At 73.5% G+C, this 15388-nt stretch carries 14 protein-coding genes; 10 read left to right on the top strand and 4 right to left on the bottom strand.

Annotated features, from left to right (window positions below; all coding sequences use genetic code 11):
* Positions 1 to 126 precede the first annotated feature (126 nt).
* Entirely contained in the window at positions 127 to 999 is an 873-nt protein-coding gene (locus tag LG634_RS32330; RefSeq protein ID WP_226739191.1) for a chitosanase, read from the top strand.
* A 124-nt stretch (positions 1000 to 1123) separates the two neighbouring features.
* Positions 1124 to 2332: a cytochrome P450 family protein gene (locus tag LG634_RS32325; protein WP_226739189.1), complete on the top strand. Its 1209-nt coding sequence runs from the start codon at positions 1124 to 1126 to the stop codon at positions 2330 to 2332.
* A gap of 49 nt (positions 2333 to 2381) precedes the next feature.
* Here LG634_RS32325 and LG634_RS32320 read toward each other — a convergent pair whose 3' ends face one another.
* Complete coding sequence (locus LG634_RS32320) at positions 2382 to 3215, bottom strand: class II glutamine amidotransferase (protein ID WP_226739188.1); 834 nt, start codon at positions 3213 to 3215, stop codon at positions 2382 to 2384.
* Between the two features lie 199 nt (positions 3216 to 3414).
* On the opposite strand from LG634_RS32320, the gene LG634_RS32315 reads away from it, so the two are divergent.
* The 4 genes from LG634_RS32315 to LG634_RS32300 all read left to right on the top strand — a co-directional run bounded on the left by LG634_RS32315 (position 3415) and on the right by LG634_RS32300 (position 7918).
* On the top strand, positions 3415 to 4893 hold the full coding sequence (locus tag LG634_RS32315; protein ID WP_226739186.1) for a glutamate-cysteine ligase family protein: 1479 nt from the start codon (positions 3415 to 3417) through the stop codon (positions 4891 to 4893).
* A gap of 208 nt (positions 4894 to 5101) precedes the next feature.
* On the top strand, positions 5102 to 5560 hold the full coding sequence (locus tag LG634_RS32310; protein ID WP_226739184.1) for a hypothetical protein: 459 nt from the start codon (positions 5102 to 5104) through the stop codon (positions 5558 to 5560).
* A gap of 87 nt (positions 5561 to 5647) precedes the next feature.
* Positions 5648 to 6592, top strand: coding sequence for an RNA polymerase sigma factor SigJ (gene sigJ, locus LG634_RS32305; RefSeq protein ID WP_226739182.1), 945 nt, complete (start codon positions 5648 to 5650; stop codon positions 6590 to 6592).
* Positions 6593 to 6706: 114 nt separating this feature from the next.
* Complete coding sequence (locus LG634_RS32300) at positions 6707 to 7918, top strand: NAD(P)/FAD-dependent oxidoreductase (protein WP_226739181.1); 1212 nt, start codon at positions 6707 to 6709, stop codon at positions 7916 to 7918.
* A gap of 104 nt (positions 7919 to 8022) precedes the next feature.
* Here the strand turns inward: LG634_RS32300 and LG634_RS32295 are convergent, their stop codons facing one another.
* A complete protein-coding gene (locus LG634_RS32295) occupies positions 8023 to 9417 on the bottom strand; it encodes an FAD-dependent oxidoreductase (protein WP_226739179.1) in 1395 nt (464 codons plus the stop codon).
* Positions 9418 to 9518: 101 nt separating this feature from the next.
* Complete coding sequence (locus LG634_RS32290) at positions 9519 to 10142, bottom strand: TetR/AcrR family transcriptional regulator (RefSeq protein WP_226739177.1); 624 nt, start codon at positions 10140 to 10142, stop codon at positions 9519 to 9521.
* Between the two features lie 64 nt (positions 10143 to 10206).
* Between LG634_RS32290 and LG634_RS32285 the strand changes: the two genes are divergently transcribed.
* The 4 genes from LG634_RS32285 (at position 10207) to LG634_RS32270 (ending at position 14667) form a co-directional block, all read left to right on the top strand.
* Complete coding sequence (locus LG634_RS32285; protein ID WP_226739175.1) at positions 10207 to 11811, top strand: FAD-binding oxidoreductase; 1605 nt, start codon at positions 10207 to 10209, stop codon at positions 11809 to 11811.
* Positions 11812 to 11856: 45 nt separating this feature from the next.
* A complete protein-coding gene (locus LG634_RS32280; protein WP_226739173.1) occupies positions 11857 to 13224 on the top strand; it encodes a pyridoxal phosphate-dependent decarboxylase family protein in 1368 nt (455 codons plus the stop codon).
* A gap of 166 nt (positions 13225 to 13390) precedes the next feature.
* Entirely contained in the window at positions 13391 to 13960 is a 570-nt protein-coding gene (locus LG634_RS32275) for an HPP family protein (protein WP_226739171.1), read from the top strand.
* A 131-nt stretch (positions 13961 to 14091) separates the two neighbouring features.
* Positions 14092 to 14667 carry a hypothetical protein gene (locus LG634_RS32270; protein ID WP_226739169.1) on the top strand — a complete coding sequence of 192 codons (576 nt, stop codon included), beginning with the start codon at positions 14092 to 14094 and terminating at the stop codon, positions 14665 to 14667.
* A gap of 12 nt (positions 14668 to 14679) precedes the next feature.
* Here LG634_RS32270 and LG634_RS32265 read toward each other — a convergent pair whose 3' ends face one another.
* The gene (locus LG634_RS32265) at positions 14680 to 15339 is read right to left on the bottom strand and encodes an HAD family hydrolase (protein WP_226739167.1); all 660 of its coding nucleotides are present in this window, start codon (positions 15337 to 15339) and stop codon (positions 14680 to 14682) included.
* Positions 15340 to 15388 lie beyond the last annotated feature (49 nt).

The raw sequence follows: 15388 nt of genomic DNA, 5'->3' as shown, positions 1-15388 counted from the left end.
ATCCGGCGTGGAACACGCCGCCCCGGTCGGTTCGCGCCATGGCGGGCCCGGGGTCTGTACGGAAGCCCCCCATCCTGATAGGAAAGTTTCCTAACAGCTCGGGCTCCCCGCTCCCCTGGAGGTCACGTGCCCACGCGCCACCGCCACTCCGCCCCCTCCCGCCGTACCCGTCTCGCCGCCGCCGCGCTGCTGGCCTCGGCCGCCCTCGCCGTGCCCGTCGCCGTGCACGCGGCGGACGTCCCGGCCTCTCCGGACGGCCCGTCGGCCGCCGCCCCGCGGGCCCGGGCGGCGACGGGCCTGGACGATCCGGCCAAGAAGGAGATCGCGATGCAGCTGGTCTCCAGCGCCGAGAACTCCTCGCTCGACTGGAAGGCCCAGTACAAGTACATCGAGGACATAGACGACGGCCGCGGCTACACGGCCGGCATCATCGGATTCTGTTCCGGCACCGGCGACATGCTCGACCTCGTCGAGCTGTACACCGAGCGCAAGCCCGGGAACGTCCTCGCCAAGTACCTGCCGGCGCTGCGCCGGGTGGACGGCTCCGACTCCCACGCCGGACTGGACCCGAACTTCACCCGCGACTGGAAGAAGGCAGCCGCCGACCGGGTCTTCCAGCAGGCCCAGAACGACGAGCGCGACCGCGTCTACTTCAACCCGGGCGTCAAGCAGGGCAAGGCGGACGGCGTCGGCACCCTGGGGCAGTTCACGTACTACGACGCCCTCGTGATGCACGGCGACGGCAGCGACGCGACGAGCTTCCGCAACATCCGCAAGCGGGCGCTGGCCAAGGCGAAGCCGCCGGCCCAGGGCGGCAACGAGACCACCTGGCTGAACGCGTTCCTCGACGCCCGGGTCTGGGCCATGAAGCAGGAGGAGGCGCACAGCGACACCAGCCGCGTGGACACCGCCCAGCGGGTCTTCCTCCGCAAGGGCAACCTCGACCTCGACCCGCCGCTCGACTGGAAGGTCTACGGCGACTCGTACCACATCGGCTGACGTTGCGTCACCGGCAGCCGCCGGAGCGGGCGGGGCGCACCACCCGACCCGCTCCGGCGCGCTTCCGGCCACGGGCACCGGGCGGGCCGCCCGGTGCCCGCCCGTCCGGCCTAATCTGGCGATCATGGAAACTGCGTCCTCCACCCCGTCCGCTCCGCCGGCCGACCCCGCCGCCGCCCTTGTGCACGACCCCCACGGCAGCTACGCCCGCCTCCGGGAGGCCGGCCCCGTGCACCGGATCACCGGTCCGGACGGTCTGCCCGTCTGGGTCGTCACCCGGTACGCGGACGTCCGGCAGCTGCTGGCCGACCCGCGCCTCTCCCTGGACAAGGCGCACGGGCTCCCCGGCAACTACCGCGGCTTCTCGCTGCCCCCGGCCCTCGACGCCAACCTCCTGAACATGGACCCGCCGGACCACACCCGCATCCGGCGCCTCGTCGTCAAGGCGTTCACACCGGCCCGGGTCGAGCGGATGCGCCCCGGCATCGAGTCCCTGGCGGACCGGCTGCTGGACGAGGTGGCCGGCCACGGCCGCGCCGACCTGATCGCCGACTACGCGGCCCCGCTGCCGATCACCGTCATCTGCGACCTGCTGGGCGTGCCGGAGGACAACCGCCCCGATTTCCGGGCCTGGACGGACGCGCTGGTCACCCCGGACCCGGCCGACCCGGGCGCGGCCAAGGCCGCGGTGGCGGCGATGCTCGGGTACTTCCCCCGGCTGATCGCCGACAAGCGGCGCGCGCCCGGGGAGGACCTGCTGACCGGCCTGGTGCAGGTGCACGACGGCGGGGACCGGCTGACCGAGGACGAGCTGACCTCGCTGGCGTTCCTCATCCTGTTCGCCGGCTACGAGAACACGGTGCAGCTCATCGGGACCGCCGTGCTGGCGCTGCTGGACCATCCCGGTCAGCTGGCCGCCCTGCGGGCCGAGCCGGCGCGGATCGGCGCCGCGGTGGAGGAGTTCGCCCGGTACGACGGTCCGGTGCTGCTCGCCATCCGCCGTTTCCCGGTCGAGGACGTCGAGGTCGGCGGGGTGCGGATCCCGGCCGGGGAGACCGTCATGCTGTCGACGGCGTCGGCCAACCGCGATCCCGCCCGCTTCGCCGATCCGGACCGGCTCGACCTGGACCGCCGGGACGGCGGCCATCTGGCCCTCGGGCACGGCATCCACCACTGCGTGGGCGCCCCGCTGGCCCGTCTGGAGACGCAGATCGCGGTGGCCGCCCTGGTACGCCGGTTCCCCGGCCTGGCCCTGGACGTCCCGCGCGAAGCCCTCCGCTGGCGGCCTTCGGTCCGGGCCCGGGGTCTGCTCGCCCTGCCGGTCCGCTTCTGACCGGCTGGTCCGGCGCGGGCCACGGACGGCGGCGCCGGCCGTGGCCCGCTCAGGCCGGTTCGGGCCAGAACGGCAGGTGGTCCTCTTCCGACGGGCAGACGACGTACGTGCTCTCCGGCAGCTCGTTCCACACGCCCGGCAGGTCGCCCAGGGGTTCCGAGACGACCAGCCGGGTGCTGTCGGTGACGCCGCGCAGGAACGCGAGGTCCGGGTGCAGCTCGCGGACCTGGTTGATCCGGGTGCTGTAGAAGAGCGAGCGGGACCGGCGCTGGCTGGAGTAGCGGAACGCCCACAGCCGTTCGCCGTCGGAGACGGCGATGGTCATCTGCAGCGGGTGCTCGACGCCGTGCTCCTTGCCGAGCCGCTCCACGAACCCGGCCATCCGTGCCACCGCGCCCGGCACGTCCTGGTCCAGGCCGAAGGTCACGGCGAGGTAGAACATCACCTCGGAGTCGGTGGAGCCCTCGATGGACGCGAAGAGCGCCGGGTCCACGGCCATGCACAGGTCACGGCGCAGCCGGTGGAAGTCGGTGATCGCGCCGTTGTGCATCCACATCCAGCGCCCGTGCCGGAACGGGTGGCAGTTGGTCTGCTGGACCGCGGTGCCCGTGGAGGCCCGGACGTGGGCGAAGAACAGCGGGGAGCGGACGTGCGCGGCGATCTCGCGCAGGTTCCGGTTGTTCCACGCCGGGCCGATGTCGCGTACGACGGCAGGCTCGCCGTGGTCGTCCGGGCTGTACCAGCCCACGCCGAAGCCGTCCCCGTTGGTGGTCTCCACACCGAGCTTCGAGTGGAGGCTCTGGTCGATCAGCGAGTGCTCGGGCCGGTACAGGACGTCGTCGAGCAGGACCGGGGTCCCGTAGTAGGCGAGCCAGCGGCACATGGCGCCTCCCTTTCCCGTGCGGGCACCGGCGCGCGCGCCCGTCCCGGCCGGGCCTCGGCCCGGGGGCGCCCGCGTGCTCCGAGCGTAGGCCGTCCCGTGCCGCCGGCGCGGGCGGCGCGGCCCGTGGCGTGGGACGCTGAGAGGGGAGGACGAAGCCGACACGCGCCCGGAGCCGCGCCCCGGGGGCTCGGGAGGTCCGATGGGACGGGATGTCCCGGCGCTGGTGTTCACCCGCGAGGACCGGCGCCGCTACCGGAACAAGACGCAGACGTGCCTGGACGCACTGGCCCGGATGCTGCGCGAGTCGCGCTTCGACGCGGAGCGGCCGCAGGTGGGACTGGAGATCGAGCTGAACCTGGTCGACGCGGCGGGCGAGCCGGCGATGCGCAACACCGACGTCCTGGCCGCCATCGCCGACCCGGCCTGGTCCACCGAGCTCGGCCGCTTCAACCTGGAGATCAACATCCCGCCGCGGCGGCTGACCGAGGGCGGCCCCGATGCGTGGGAGCGGGAGATCCGCGACGCCCTCAACCACGCGGAGGGCCGGGCCGCCGAGGTCGGCGCCCACCTGATGATGGTCGGCATCCTGCCGACGCTCCAGCAGCAGGACGTGGGCGAGCACGCCCTCTCCGAGAACCCGCGCTACCGCCTGCTCAACGAGCAGGTGTTCGCGGCCCGCGGCGAGGACCTGCGGATCGCCCTGGACGGCACCGAACGGCTGCGCACGTACGCCGACACGATCACCCCGGAGGCCGCCTGCACGAGTACGCAGTTCCACCTCCAGGTCGCGCCCGAGGACTTCGCCCCGTACTGGAACGCCGCGCAGGCCATCGCCGGCGTACAGGTCGCGCTCGCCGCGAACTCGCCGTTCCTGTTCGGCAAGGAGCTGTGGCGCGAGACCCGGATTCCGCTGTTCGAGCAGACCACGGACACCCGGCCGGAGGAATTCAAGGTGCAGGGAGTGCGGCCCAGGGTGTGGTTCGGGGAGCGGTGGATCACCAGCGTGTTCGACCTCTTCGAGGAGAACCAGCGGTACTTCCCCGCCCTGCTGCCGCTCTGCGAGGACGAGGACCCGCAGGAGACCCTGGAGGCGGGGGACGTCCCGGAGCTCGCCGAACTGGCCCTCCACAACGGCACGGTGTACCGGTGGAACCGCCCCGTGTACGCCGTCGCCCACGGCAAGCCGCACCTGCGGGTGGAGAACCGGGTCCTGCCCGCCGGGCCGACCGTGGCCGACATCCTCGCCAACGGCGCGTTCTACTACGGCCTGACCCGGGCGCTCGTCGACGAGGAGCGCCCGGTCTGGTCCCGGATGTCGTTCTCCGCCGCGGAGGAGAACCTGCACACGGCCGCCCGGCACGGCATCGACGCCGCGCTGTACTGGCCGGGCATGGGCGAGGTGCCGGCGACCGAGCTCGTCCTGCGGCGGCTGCTGCCGCTGGCGCACCGCGGGCTGGCCGCGGCCGGCATGGACGACGTGTGGCGCGAGCCGCTACTCGGCGTGATCGAGCAGCGCTGCGTCACCGGCCGCAACGGCGCCACCTGGCAGTCGGAGATGCTGCACCACCTGGACGACCGGGTGCACCGCGACCGGCACGAGACGCTCCGTCAGATGACCTGCCAGTACATGGAGTTCATGCACATGAACGCACCGGTGCACACCTGGCCGGTGGACTGACGCGCACCCGGCCCGCGGACCGGACTGCCGTCCGGGCCGGTGGCCGAGGAGATCGGCGCAGGTCAACGCCCGTCCCGCGAACGCCATCCGGCGACCGGGAGACGTTCAGCTCCTGATCATCTACTATTCCAATGCCACGTGAAATATCACATGGCATGACCCGTCCGGGAGAAGCCCGGACGGCGTTCCGTTCGGCAAGGAGCCCTACATGAAGCGTCTCGCCCTCGTCGCAGCCGGTGTGGCCGGTCTGTCCGCCTTAGCGATCGCCCCCGCCGGCGCCGCCACCGCCGCTGCCTCCGGCGCGTCCGAGACCGTCACCACCTGCAGCCCGTCGCGCCTCCAGGCGGGCCTGTCCACCAAGGTGTGCGCCGACATCACCGGCACCACCGTCGAGGTCTACGGCAAGGTCTCCCTGGCCGGCCCGCCCTCCCCGGGCAGCCCGGCGCCCTCGCCCAAGGACCTGATGACCACCCTGACTTCGGAGGTCGTCGGCGTGAGCGCGCCGCAGACCCAGAACAACCGGGTCGTCTTCATCGCCTCGCCCGTCGAGGTGCGCGGCGTGACCAGCACCGCGTCCTGCGGCGCAACCGTCCGCGGCACCTTCTCCGTGGCCACGTTCCCCTGGTACCCGAACCCGGTCACCCAGGACTTCGTGGTCCCCTGCTGACGCACACCCCCGTGGCATCCCGGCGGGCGCAGGCTCCGCACGCCTGCGCCCGCCGGGGCGCAGGGCCCAGGCCCTAGGATGGCCGCCATGGGGATGATCATGAATGACACCGACGTGTTCGAAGCGGCCAGGCCCCGGCTGGAGGCCATCGGCTACCGGCTGCTCGGGTCGTCGAGCGAGGCGGAGGACGCGGTCCAGGAAACGTTCCTGCGGTGGCAGGCGGCCGACACCGGACGGATCGAGGTGCCCGCGGCCTGGCTGACCAAGGTCCTCACCAACTACTGCCTCAACCAGCTGACTTCGGCCCGCGCCCGGCGCGAGACCTACGTGGGCCGGTGGCTGCCGGAGCCGCTGCTCGACGGCGACCCCATGCTCGGCCCGGCCGACACCGCCGAGCAGCGCGAGTCGGTCTCGTACGCCGTGCTCGTGCTCCTGGAGCGCCTCTCGCCCAACGAGCGCGCGGTGTACGTGCTGCGCGAGGCGTTCGACTACCCGCACCGGGAGATCGCCGGGATCCTGGACATCAGCGAGGCCGCCAGCCAGCAGATCTTCCACCGCGCCAAGAAGCACGTGGCGGACGGCAAGGCGCGTACGGAGATCGACGAGGCGGCGGCCCGCCGGATCGTCGAGGAGTTCATCGCCGCGGCCACCAGCGGCCGCACCGAGCCGCTCATCCGGCTGCTCACCGCCGACGCGATCGCGGCCGGCGACGGCGGCGGCAAGGTTCCGGCCCGTGCGCGGGCGTTCGAGGGCGCGGTCGCGGTCGCGACGTTCCTGCGCGGCCTGTTCAAGCCCGCCGAGGCCAAGCGGCGCCTCGTCGGCGGGGTGCCGGGCATGTACGCGGCGACCGCCAACGGCGGGCCGGCGATCGTGGCGGTCGTGGACGGCCGGGTCGTCGGGATCACCTGCCTTGAGGTCACCCCGGAGGGCATCGTCGCGCTCCGCAGCCAGGTCAACCCGGACAAGCTGACCCGGGCGACCGAGGTCTGGGCTGCGGCGGAGCACCCGGAGGGCCCGCTCTGCACCCTCTGAACGAGGCGTGACGCGGGTCACATCCGGATCCTGTCAGGAAACCCGGGGCCGTCCGGTTCAAGGGTCGAGACCGCGCAGAACAGCGGCGGATCCCGAGCAGACAGGAGCACGGACATGTCCCAGCACCAGCACCGCATCGTCGTCCTCGGAGCCGGCTACACCGGTGCCGTCGCCGCCGGCCGCCTCGCGCGGCGGCTGCACCGCGAGGACGTGGCCATCACCCTGGTCAACCCGGAGTCCGACTTCGTGGAGCGGGTCCGGATGCACCAGCTCGCGGCCGGTCAGGACCTCCCGCCCCGGCCCTTCCGCGAGATGTTCGCGGGCACCGGCGTCGAGCTGGTGCAGGGCCGGGTCACCGCCGTCCACGCCGACCGCAAGGCCGTGACCGTCACCGCCGGCGGCACGGCCGGTCCGGCGGAGCTGCCGTACGACACCCTCGTCTACGCCCTCGGCAGCAGCTGGGACAACGGCGGTGTACCCGGCGTCGCCGAGCACGCCCACGACGTGTCGGGCCGGGCCGGTGCGCTCCGGCTCCGCGCCCGTCTCGCCGCCCTGCCGGCCGGCCGGCCCGTGGTCGTCGTCGGCGGCGGCCTCACCGGCCTGGAGGCCGCGACCGAGATCGCCGAGGCCCGCCCGGACCTGGACGTGGCGCTGGCCGTGCGCGGCGGCCTCGGCGACTGGCTCTCGGAGAAGGGCCGTGGGCACCTGCGCACGGTGGCCGGCCGGCTCGGCATCACCGTCCACGAGCACGCGGCGGTCACCGAGGTCGCGGCGGACCGGATCACCACCGCCGACGGCGCCGTCATCCCCGCCGACGCCACGGTGTGGACCACCGGCTTCGCCGTGCACCCGATCGCCGCGGCCACCGGGCTGGAGCTGTCGGAGGACGGCCGGATCGCGGTCGACGACACGATGCGCTCGCTGTCCCACCCGGACGTCTACGCGGTGGGCGACGCGGCGATGGCGGTCGGCCCGGGCGACAAGCCGCTGCGGATGTCCTGCGCCTCGGGCGTCCCGATGGCCTGGCAGGCCGCCGACGCCATCGCCGCCCGGCTCGCCGGCGTCAAGGTCCCCCGCACTCCCATCCGCTACTTCCAGCAGTGCATTTCGCTCGGCCGCAAGGAGGGCCTGATCCAGTTCGTCACCGCCGACGACCAGGCCGTCGACCGGGCGCTGACGGGCCGTGTCGCCGCCCTGTACAAGGAGCTGATCTGCAAGGGCGCGACCTGGGGCGTCGCCAACCCGACGGCCGGCCTGCCGACCCGCCGCCGCCGGATCACCCGCCTCGAAGCCCGGCCGGCGACCGCCGCGGGAGCCGCGGTCTGACCCGGGCCCGATCAGGAAGACGGGCCCCGGTGCTCCGGACCGCCCCGGTGCCCCACCCGCAGGGAGCGGGCGGGGCACCGGGGCGGTCCGGAGCGGCGTACGGACTACTCCGCGGCGGCGGACCCGTCGGCGATGCCGGTCACGCCGCTGGCCCGCAGCATGTCCGCGCGCTCGACGATCTTCACGCGCTCCCGGCCCTGGGGCTCGCCGAGGGCCTTCTCGGCCGCGTCGAGGCGGTACCAGCCCTCCCACGTGGTGTAGCGGACGCCGCGGTCGGCGAGGAACGCGTCGACGGCCTCCGGGGCGGGCGTGGACGGGGTCAGGAGCCGACCCTCGGCGTGGTCGGCGAGCAGGTTGGCCACCGTCTCGTTCGCGTCGCCCTTGGTGTGGCCGATGAGACCGATCGGGCCGCGCCGGATCCAGCCGGTGACGTACGTCGAGGGCACCGGCCGCCCGGCCTCGACGACCCGGCCGCCCTCGTCGGGGACGGTGCCGGACTCGACGTCCCAGGGCAGCTTGGGGAGTTCGTCGGAGAGGTAGCCCACGGCGCGGTAGACCGACTGGACGTCCCAGGTGGTGAACTCGCCGGTGCCCTTGACGTTGCCGGTGCCGTCGAGCGCGGTGCGCTCGGTGCGCAGGCCGGTCACCCGGCCGTCCTCGCCGACGACTTCGGCGGGCGACTCGAAGAAGTGCAGGAACAGCTTGTGCGGGCGGTCGCCGATGTCGCGGATCGCCCAGTTCTCCAGCGTCTTGGCGACCATGTCGGCCTGCTTGTTGGAGCGGCGGGTGGCGATGGAGCCCTCGTCGTAGTCGATGTCCTCGGGGTTGACGATGACCTCGATGCTGGGCGAGTGGTCGAGTTCGCGCAGCTCCATCGGGCTGAACTTGGCCTGCGCCGGGCCGCGGCGGCCGAACACGTGGATCTCCAGCGCCTTGTTGGCCTTGAGGCCGTCGTAGACGTTGGCCGGGATCTCGGTGGGCAGCAGCTCGTCCGCGGTCTTCGCGAGGATGCGCGCGACGTCGAGGGCGACGTTGCCGACGCCGAGCACCGCGACCTTCTCCGCGTCGAGCGGCCAGGTGCGCGGCACGTCGGGGTGGCCGTCGTACCAGGAGACGAAGTCGGCCGCGCCGTACGATCCGTCCAGGCCGATGCCGGGTATGTCGAGCGCCCGGTCGGCGGTGGCGCCGGTGGAGAAGATCACCGCGTCGTAGAGGGCGTGCAGATCGTCGAGGGTGATGTCGGTGGGGTAGTCGACGTTGCCGAAGAGGCGGACCTGCGGCTTGTCGAGCACCTGGTGCAGGGCGGTGATGATGCCCTTGATCCGCGGGTGGTCGGGGGCGACGCCGTAGCGGATGAGTCCGAAGGGCGCCGGCATCCGCTCGAAGATGTCGATGGACACCCCCGGTTCGGCGGCCGCCTCGGACTTGAGCAGCGCATCGGCGGCGTAGATCCCGGCGGGACCGGCACCGACGATGGCTACGCGCAGGGGGCGGGGCATGGAGGATTCCCTTCGAACGGTAAGACGCGATCAAGGAAACCCTAAACTAAGGCTAACCTAAGCAGGCACCCAGGTTGCCTTTATGACCCCATAAGCAAGACTTATGGGGTGCCGGGCACCAGCAGGGCCGCCGCCGCGAAGAGCCGGCTGCACCGCTCGGTCATGGCCTGCGGGGTCTGCTCCGGGTGCTTGACCCACCAGCGGACGAGGGTGGCGACGAGGTCCTGCCAGACGTGGTTGAGCGCATCCGCGTCCAGCGGGTCGGCCGACCCCGTGGCGCGCAGCACGTCGGCGGTGCCGCCGGCGGCGAGCCGGTCGATGGCGCTCCGGTACTCCGCGGCCCTCCCCGCGGCCTCCCCGCCCGGCGGCAGCGAGGGGTCGTACAGCACGAACCAGGACTCCCGCCGCCCTTCGAGCGCGGCGAAGATGCCGTCCAGCACGCGCAGCGGGGTGTGCGGTGCGGCCGCGTCCGGACCCATCGCGCTCCGGATGGCCGCCAGCAGGGTGTCCCCCACCGGAACCAGGCAGGCGACGTACAGGTCCTCCTTGGTTCCGAAGTACTGGTGCAGGAGCGTCTTGGTGACGCCCACCCGCGCGGCGATGGCCGGCAGCGAGGCAGCCGCGTAGCCACGGGTGCCGAACTCCGCGGTGGCCGCCTCCAGCAGCTGCTGCCGGCGGACTTCGCGCGGGACGCCCTTGGTTCCTGCCTTCGAAGGGGTTGCCATTCAGCGATATTATCAGTAGGTAATTTACCGTCAGGTAAATTACTGCGACTTCTGGAGCGCCCCCATGACCGGCACCACTCGGCCGACGTCCCGCACCCGCTCCTGGTGGGGCTGGGGCTGGATGGACGCGCACCCCGACGACGCGGAGTGCACCGCGATGGGCGCCCTCCTCCCCGGCACCCTCGACCGCCCCCTCCCGGTGCCCGGGATCCGGGACCTCGGCATCGGCGCCCCCGCCGTCGGGGTCCCCTGGACCCTCGGACACCTGGTGTCCGCCGACCCCGCCGACCGGGCCGCCCACGCGATGGGCAAGGCGTACCGGGACGTGGTGCGCGCCCTGCACGGGCGGCCGGGCCGGATACCGGACCTGGTGGCCCGCCCGGTGACGGACCGGGACGTCGCCGACCTGCTGGACTGGGCGGGCGGCCGGCAGGTGGCGGTCGTCCCGTACGGCGGCGGCTCCTCCGTGACCGGCGGCATCGAGTACCGCGGCGACGCCCACCGCGCGGTGCTCTCGCTCGACCTGACCGCCATGGACCGGGTCCTGGAGGTCGACACCGCGGGGCGGGCCGCCAGGATCCAGGCCGGCACCCTCGGCCCGAGCCTGGAGGACCAGCTGCGGCCGCACGGCCTGACCCTGCGGCACTTCCCGCAGAGCTTCGAGTTCTCCACCCTGGGCGGCTGGCTCGCCACCCGGGCCGGGGGCCACTACGCGACCGGCCGCACCCACATCGACGACTTCGTGCAGTCGATGACCGTGGTCACTCCCGCCGGCACCAGCACCTCCTGGCGGCTGCCCGCGTCGGGCGCCGGCCCCTCCCCCGACCGCCTGTTCCTCGGCTCCGAAGGAGCCCTCGGCGTGATCACGGAGGCGTGGGTCCGGCTGCAGGAGCGCCCGCGCCACAAGGCGTCCGCAGCCGTCGCGTTCACGGACTTCGACGCCGCACTGCGCGCCGTCCGCGCCCTCGCCCAGTCCGACCTGTCCCCCGCCAACTGCCGTCTCCTGGACGGCGGCGAGGCCGCACTCTCGGGCGCCTCGCACGACGGGTCCGCCGTCCTCGTCCTCGGTTTCGAGTCGGCGGACGAGCCGGTGGCGGCCCGCCTGGAGCGGGCGGTCGGACTGGCCCGCGGGTACGGCGGGCGGCTCGGCGGATCCGGCGCCACGGACGGCGAGGACCGGTCCGGTGACGGGGCGGTGGGGGCCTGGCGGTCGGCCTTCCTGCGGATGCCGTACCTGCGCGACGGCCTGGTCCGCATGGGCGCGGTCGCGGAGACCTTCGAGACGGCCGCCACCTGGGACCGGATACCCGCGCTGATCACGGACATCCGTACCGAGGTCGGCGCCGCCGCGCTCAAGGCCACCGGGCACGCCGCAACCGTCAACTGCCGCCTGACCCACGTCTATCCGGACGGTGCCGCCCCGTACTTCACGGTCCTCGCGGCCGGCCGCCCCGGCGACGGCGCAGCCCTCTGGGACGACCTCAAGGCCGTCGCGAACGAGGTCCTGCACCGCCACCGGGCCACCATCACCCACCACCACGCCGTCGGCCGTGACCACCGCCCCGGCTACGACCGCCAGCGCCCCGAACCCTTCGCCCTCGCCCTGCGCGCGGTGAAGAGCGCCCTCGACCCGTACGGCATCCTCAACCCCGGCGTCCTCGTGGACTGAGCCCCCTGCCTTGCGCGGGTCCGGCACCCGTCGCATAGTCCGACTATGGACGCGCGCGAGGCGGCGCTCCGACAGGCGTACGGGCACGCCCTCGGCTGGCTGGCGAGCCTGGCCGACCGGCGGGTGCCGGCCCGCGCCTCCGTCGAGGAGGTGGTACGCGCCCTCGGCCCGGAACTGCCAGACGGTCCCGGCGATCCGGCCGCGGTCGTCGACCTCCTGGCCTCGGCCTGCGAACCGGGACTGACGGCGTTCCCCGGCGGCCGCTTCTACGGATTCGTGATCGGCGGCACCGAACCCGCGGCCCTCGCCGCCGACTGGCTGGTGAGCGCGTGGGACCAGAACTGCGTGCTGCGCGCCGCCTCCCCCGCGTACGCGGCGGTGGAGGAGGTGGCCGGCCCCTGGCTGCTGGACATCCTCGGCCTCCCGGACGGCAGCTCCGTCGGATTCACCACCGGCGCCACCACGGCGAACTTCACCTGCCTGGCCGCCGGCCGCGACGCGGTGCTCCGCAAGGCCGGCTGGGACACCGCCCGCGCCGGTCTCGCGGGCGGTCCCGCCGTACGCGTCCTGGCCGGCGAGCAACGGCACATGGCCGTGGACCTGCCGCTGCGCCACCTCGGCCTCGGCGAGCCGCAGTTGGTGCCTGCGGACGCGCAGGGCCGGATCGACCCCGACGCGCTGGCGCGGGCCCTCGCGGACGGCCAACCGGCCCCGACGCTCGTGGTCCTCCAGGCCGGCGAGATCCACTCCGGCGCCTTCGACCCGTTCCCGGCGGCGGTACGAGCGGCGCGCGAGGCGGACGCGTGGGTGCACGTCGACGGCGCGTTCGGGCTGTGGGCCGCCGCCTCGCCCGCCCACGCCCACCTGACGGCGGGCTGTGCCGCCGCGGACTCCTGGGCGACGGACGCCCACAAGACCCTCAACGTCCCGTACGACTGCGGCCTCGCGATCGTCCGCGACCCGTCGGCGGTCCGGGCCTCGATGGGCCTGCACGGCGACTACCTCATCCTGCACGAGCAGGGCGACCCCTCCGACAAGGTGCCCGAGCTCTCCCGCCGCGGCCGGGCCGTCCCGGTCTGGGCCGCACTCCGCTCGCTGGGCCGCTCGGGGGTGGCCGACCTCGTCGACCGGCTGTGCCGGCACGCTTGTGCGTTCGCCGAGGGCATCGCCGCGATCGACGGTGCCACCGTCCTCAACGACGTCGTGTTCACCCAGGTCTGCGCCGCGTTCGAAGACGACGAGCGCACCGAGCGGGTCCTCACCCGCCTGATGGACGACGGCACGGTGTGGATCAGCGGCTCCCAGTGGCGGGGCCGCCGCGTCATGCGCATCTCGGTCAGCAACTGGTCCACGACCGACGAGGACGTCGAACGCGCCCTCGCCGCGATCCGGCGCGCGGCCCGGACCGCCTGAGCAGCACGGCGCGCCGCCCCCGCCCGGCAGGTCGTACGGTTTTCACCGACCCGGTTGCGACCGGTGGAAATCGGGCGGATAGGGTCATCCGGGTGCGGCCGTCCCCGCTCTCCGCCCGTCCTGCCCCGCGGCCCCTGCGGCCGCCCGCCCCGGAAACAGACCGCACATGCACACCGAAGCGGCCCCGATACCGCACCCCGCGTCGCCCGACACGCCCCCACCCACCCGCACCGTCACGCCACCCCCTGCACCGGCGGGCAAGGCCCCCGCGCGCCCCACGGCCGCCGCGGCCTTCCACAGCATCAGCGCCGCGACGACCGTCCTCCTCGGCCTGGTCGGGATCGGCGCGATGATCCACGAGCCGGTGCTGATCCCCCCGCTGGCCGCCAGCGCCGCCCTGGTGCACAGCGCCCCGACGCTACCCCTGGCCCAGCCGCGCAGTGTGATCCTGGGGCACCTGATCGGCATGGCCACCGGTTTCGCCGTCCTCGCGGGCCTCGGCAGCACGGCGTGGGCCGCGGCCCTCGCGGCCGGTCTGACCCTGGCCCTGAACATGGCGGCCCGCACCCCGCACTCGCCGGCCTGCGCCACCGCCGTGATCATCGTCCTCCAGACCCCGGACCCGGCCCGCTTCGCTCCCCTCCTCTTCGCCTCCACGGTGCTCCTGGTCCTGACGGGCTACGCAGCCTCCCGCATCCGCCGCGCCGCGCCCCGGTACCCGTCCTACTGGTGGTGACCCGCCGGTGTCGGCACCGGCTTCCCGGGAACCGGCCCTTTCTCCGGAAAGCGGCCCGCCCGGGACGCGGTGTACGGCATCGTCGAAGACGGGAACGACGCGGCACAGGTCCGGGACACGAGGGGTGCGGCATGTGGCAGAGCAGCGAGTTCACCGACGAGCACGACGGCCGGCCGGTGGCCGTGCTGGCGGACGGCAGCGAACCGAAGCCGTTCCTCCCCGACCCGGCGGACCGGCGGGACGGCCCCACCGGCACCGACTGGTGGGACTTCGACGGCACCGACGGCACTCCCCGGGCGGCAGCCGTGCGGGCCGGCTGCTCCTGCGGCTGGCGCGGCGCCGACCAGTACGCGATCGACTGGCGGCAGGTCGCGCAGAGCGCCCTGCCGCCGTTCTCCGTCGACATCGAGGGCCCGCTCGGCGACTGGCGCCACCACATCGCCGAGGTCGAGGCCCGGACCGTCCCCCTGCCGGAGCACGTGGCGGAACTCCTCCGCCGGGTGGACACCGAACTCGAAGCCCTGGCGGACACGGGCCCCCTCGCGGCCCTCCGCGCCGCCGCCACCCTGGAACGCACCGCCGCCCGCGTCTCCCGGGCCGCGACCCGCTACCTCGGCCAGGACGAGGTGACCGCGGAACGGGTGGCCACCGGCCTCGGCATCAGCCTCGCCGCCGCCCGCAGCCGCCTGCTCCCGTACGAAGCGTGACCCGCGACCGGGTCAGGCCTGCCGTGCCGCATCCAGGAGCTGCCGCAGCTCCTTCATGGCGCCGAACACGCCGCCGGCCGCGGACAGCCGGTCAGCAGGGGTCATGGCGGTGAAGCCGAGGACGTCCATGCCGGCGGCGACGGCGGCCTCCACGCCCAACGGGCTGTCCTCGATGACGATGCACCGCTCGGGCATCACGCCCATCTCCCGTGCGGCGTGCAGGAACAGGTCCGGTGCGGGCTTGCCCCGGCCGACGTCCTCGGCGCTGAAGATGCAGGCGTCGTCGAACCACTCCCCGATGCCGGCCGCCCGGTGTCCGGCCCGGATCCGCGCGTGCCCGGAAGAGGACGCCACGCAGTACGGCAGCCCCTGCTCCCGCAGCGCACGCAACACGTCGACGATTCCTTCGACCGGCTCGAGGTCCTCCTCGAAACCTGCGACGGTACGCTCCAGCAGCGTCCGGTTGAACTCCTCCGGTAGCCGGCGCCCCGTCCGCTCGTGGACAAGGTCGTGGACGCGGTGGACCGCGGAGCCCATGTAGTCCCGGAGTGAGTCCTCGTAGCTGGTCGGGAAGCCCAATTCGGTCAGGTAGGCCGCCAGGATCCGATTCGCCAGGGGCTCGCTGTCCACGAGCACCCCGTCGTTGTCGAAAATCACCAGGTCATAGCGCATGGAGGTCACCCTAAAGCACCGTAAACGCAGAAAAGCCCCGCACCGTAAC

The sequence above is a fragment of the Streptomyces bambusae genome (assembly GCF_020532645.1).
Taxonomy (GTDB): Bacteria; Actinomycetota; Actinomycetes; order Streptomycetales; family Streptomycetaceae; genus Streptomyces; species Streptomyces bambusae.
The sequence above is the reverse complement of the archived record's forward strand: the minus strand, read 5'-3'. Positions and strand labels throughout refer to the sequence as shown.

Bases quoted from the DNA above. Each gene is read 5' to 3' on its own strand.
- LG634_RS32325 (WP_226739189.1), top strand. From the start codon at position 1,124: ATGGAAACTGCGTCCTCCACCCCGTCCGCTCCGCCGGCCGACCCCGCC.
- LG634_RS32320 (WP_226739188.1), bottom strand. From the start codon at position 3,215: ATGTGCCGCTGGCTCGCCTACTACGGGACCCCGGTCCTGCTCGACGAC.
- LG634_RS32315 (WP_226739186.1), top strand. From the start codon at position 3,415: ATGGGACGGGATGTCCCGGCGCTGGTGTTCACCCGCGAGGACCGGCGC.
- LG634_RS32310 (WP_226739184.1), top strand. From the start codon at position 5,102: ATGAAGCGTCTCGCCCTCGTCGCAGCCGGTGTGGCCGGTCTGTCCGCC.
- sigJ (WP_226739182.1), top strand. From the start codon at position 5,648: ATGGGGATGATCATGAATGACACCGACGTGTTCGAAGCGGCCAGGCCC.
- LG634_RS32300 (WP_226739181.1), top strand. From the start codon at position 6,707: ATGTCCCAGCACCAGCACCGCATCGTCGTCCTCGGAGCCGGCTACACC.
- LG634_RS32295 (WP_226739179.1), bottom strand. From the start codon at position 9,417: ATGCCCCGCCCCCTGCGCGTAGCCATCGTCGGTGCCGGTCCCGCCGGG.
- LG634_RS32290 (WP_226739177.1), bottom strand. From the start codon at position 10,142: ATGGCAACCCCTTCGAAGGCAGGAACCAAGGGCGTCCCGCGCGAAGTC.
- LG634_RS32285 (WP_226739175.1), top strand. From the start codon at position 10,207: ATGACCGGCACCACTCGGCCGACGTCCCGCACCCGCTCCTGGTGGGGC.
- LG634_RS32280 (WP_226739173.1), top strand. From the start codon at position 11,857: ATGGACGCGCGCGAGGCGGCGCTCCGACAGGCGTACGGGCACGCCCTC.
- LG634_RS32275 (WP_226739171.1), top strand. From the start codon at position 13,391: ATGCACACCGAAGCGGCCCCGATACCGCACCCCGCGTCGCCCGACACG.
- LG634_RS32270 (WP_226739169.1), top strand. From the start codon at position 14,092: ATGTGGCAGAGCAGCGAGTTCACCGACGAGCACGACGGCCGGCCGGTG.
- LG634_RS32265 (WP_226739167.1), bottom strand. From the start codon at position 15,339: ATGCGCTATGACCTGGTGATTTTCGACAACGACGGGGTGCTCGTGGAC.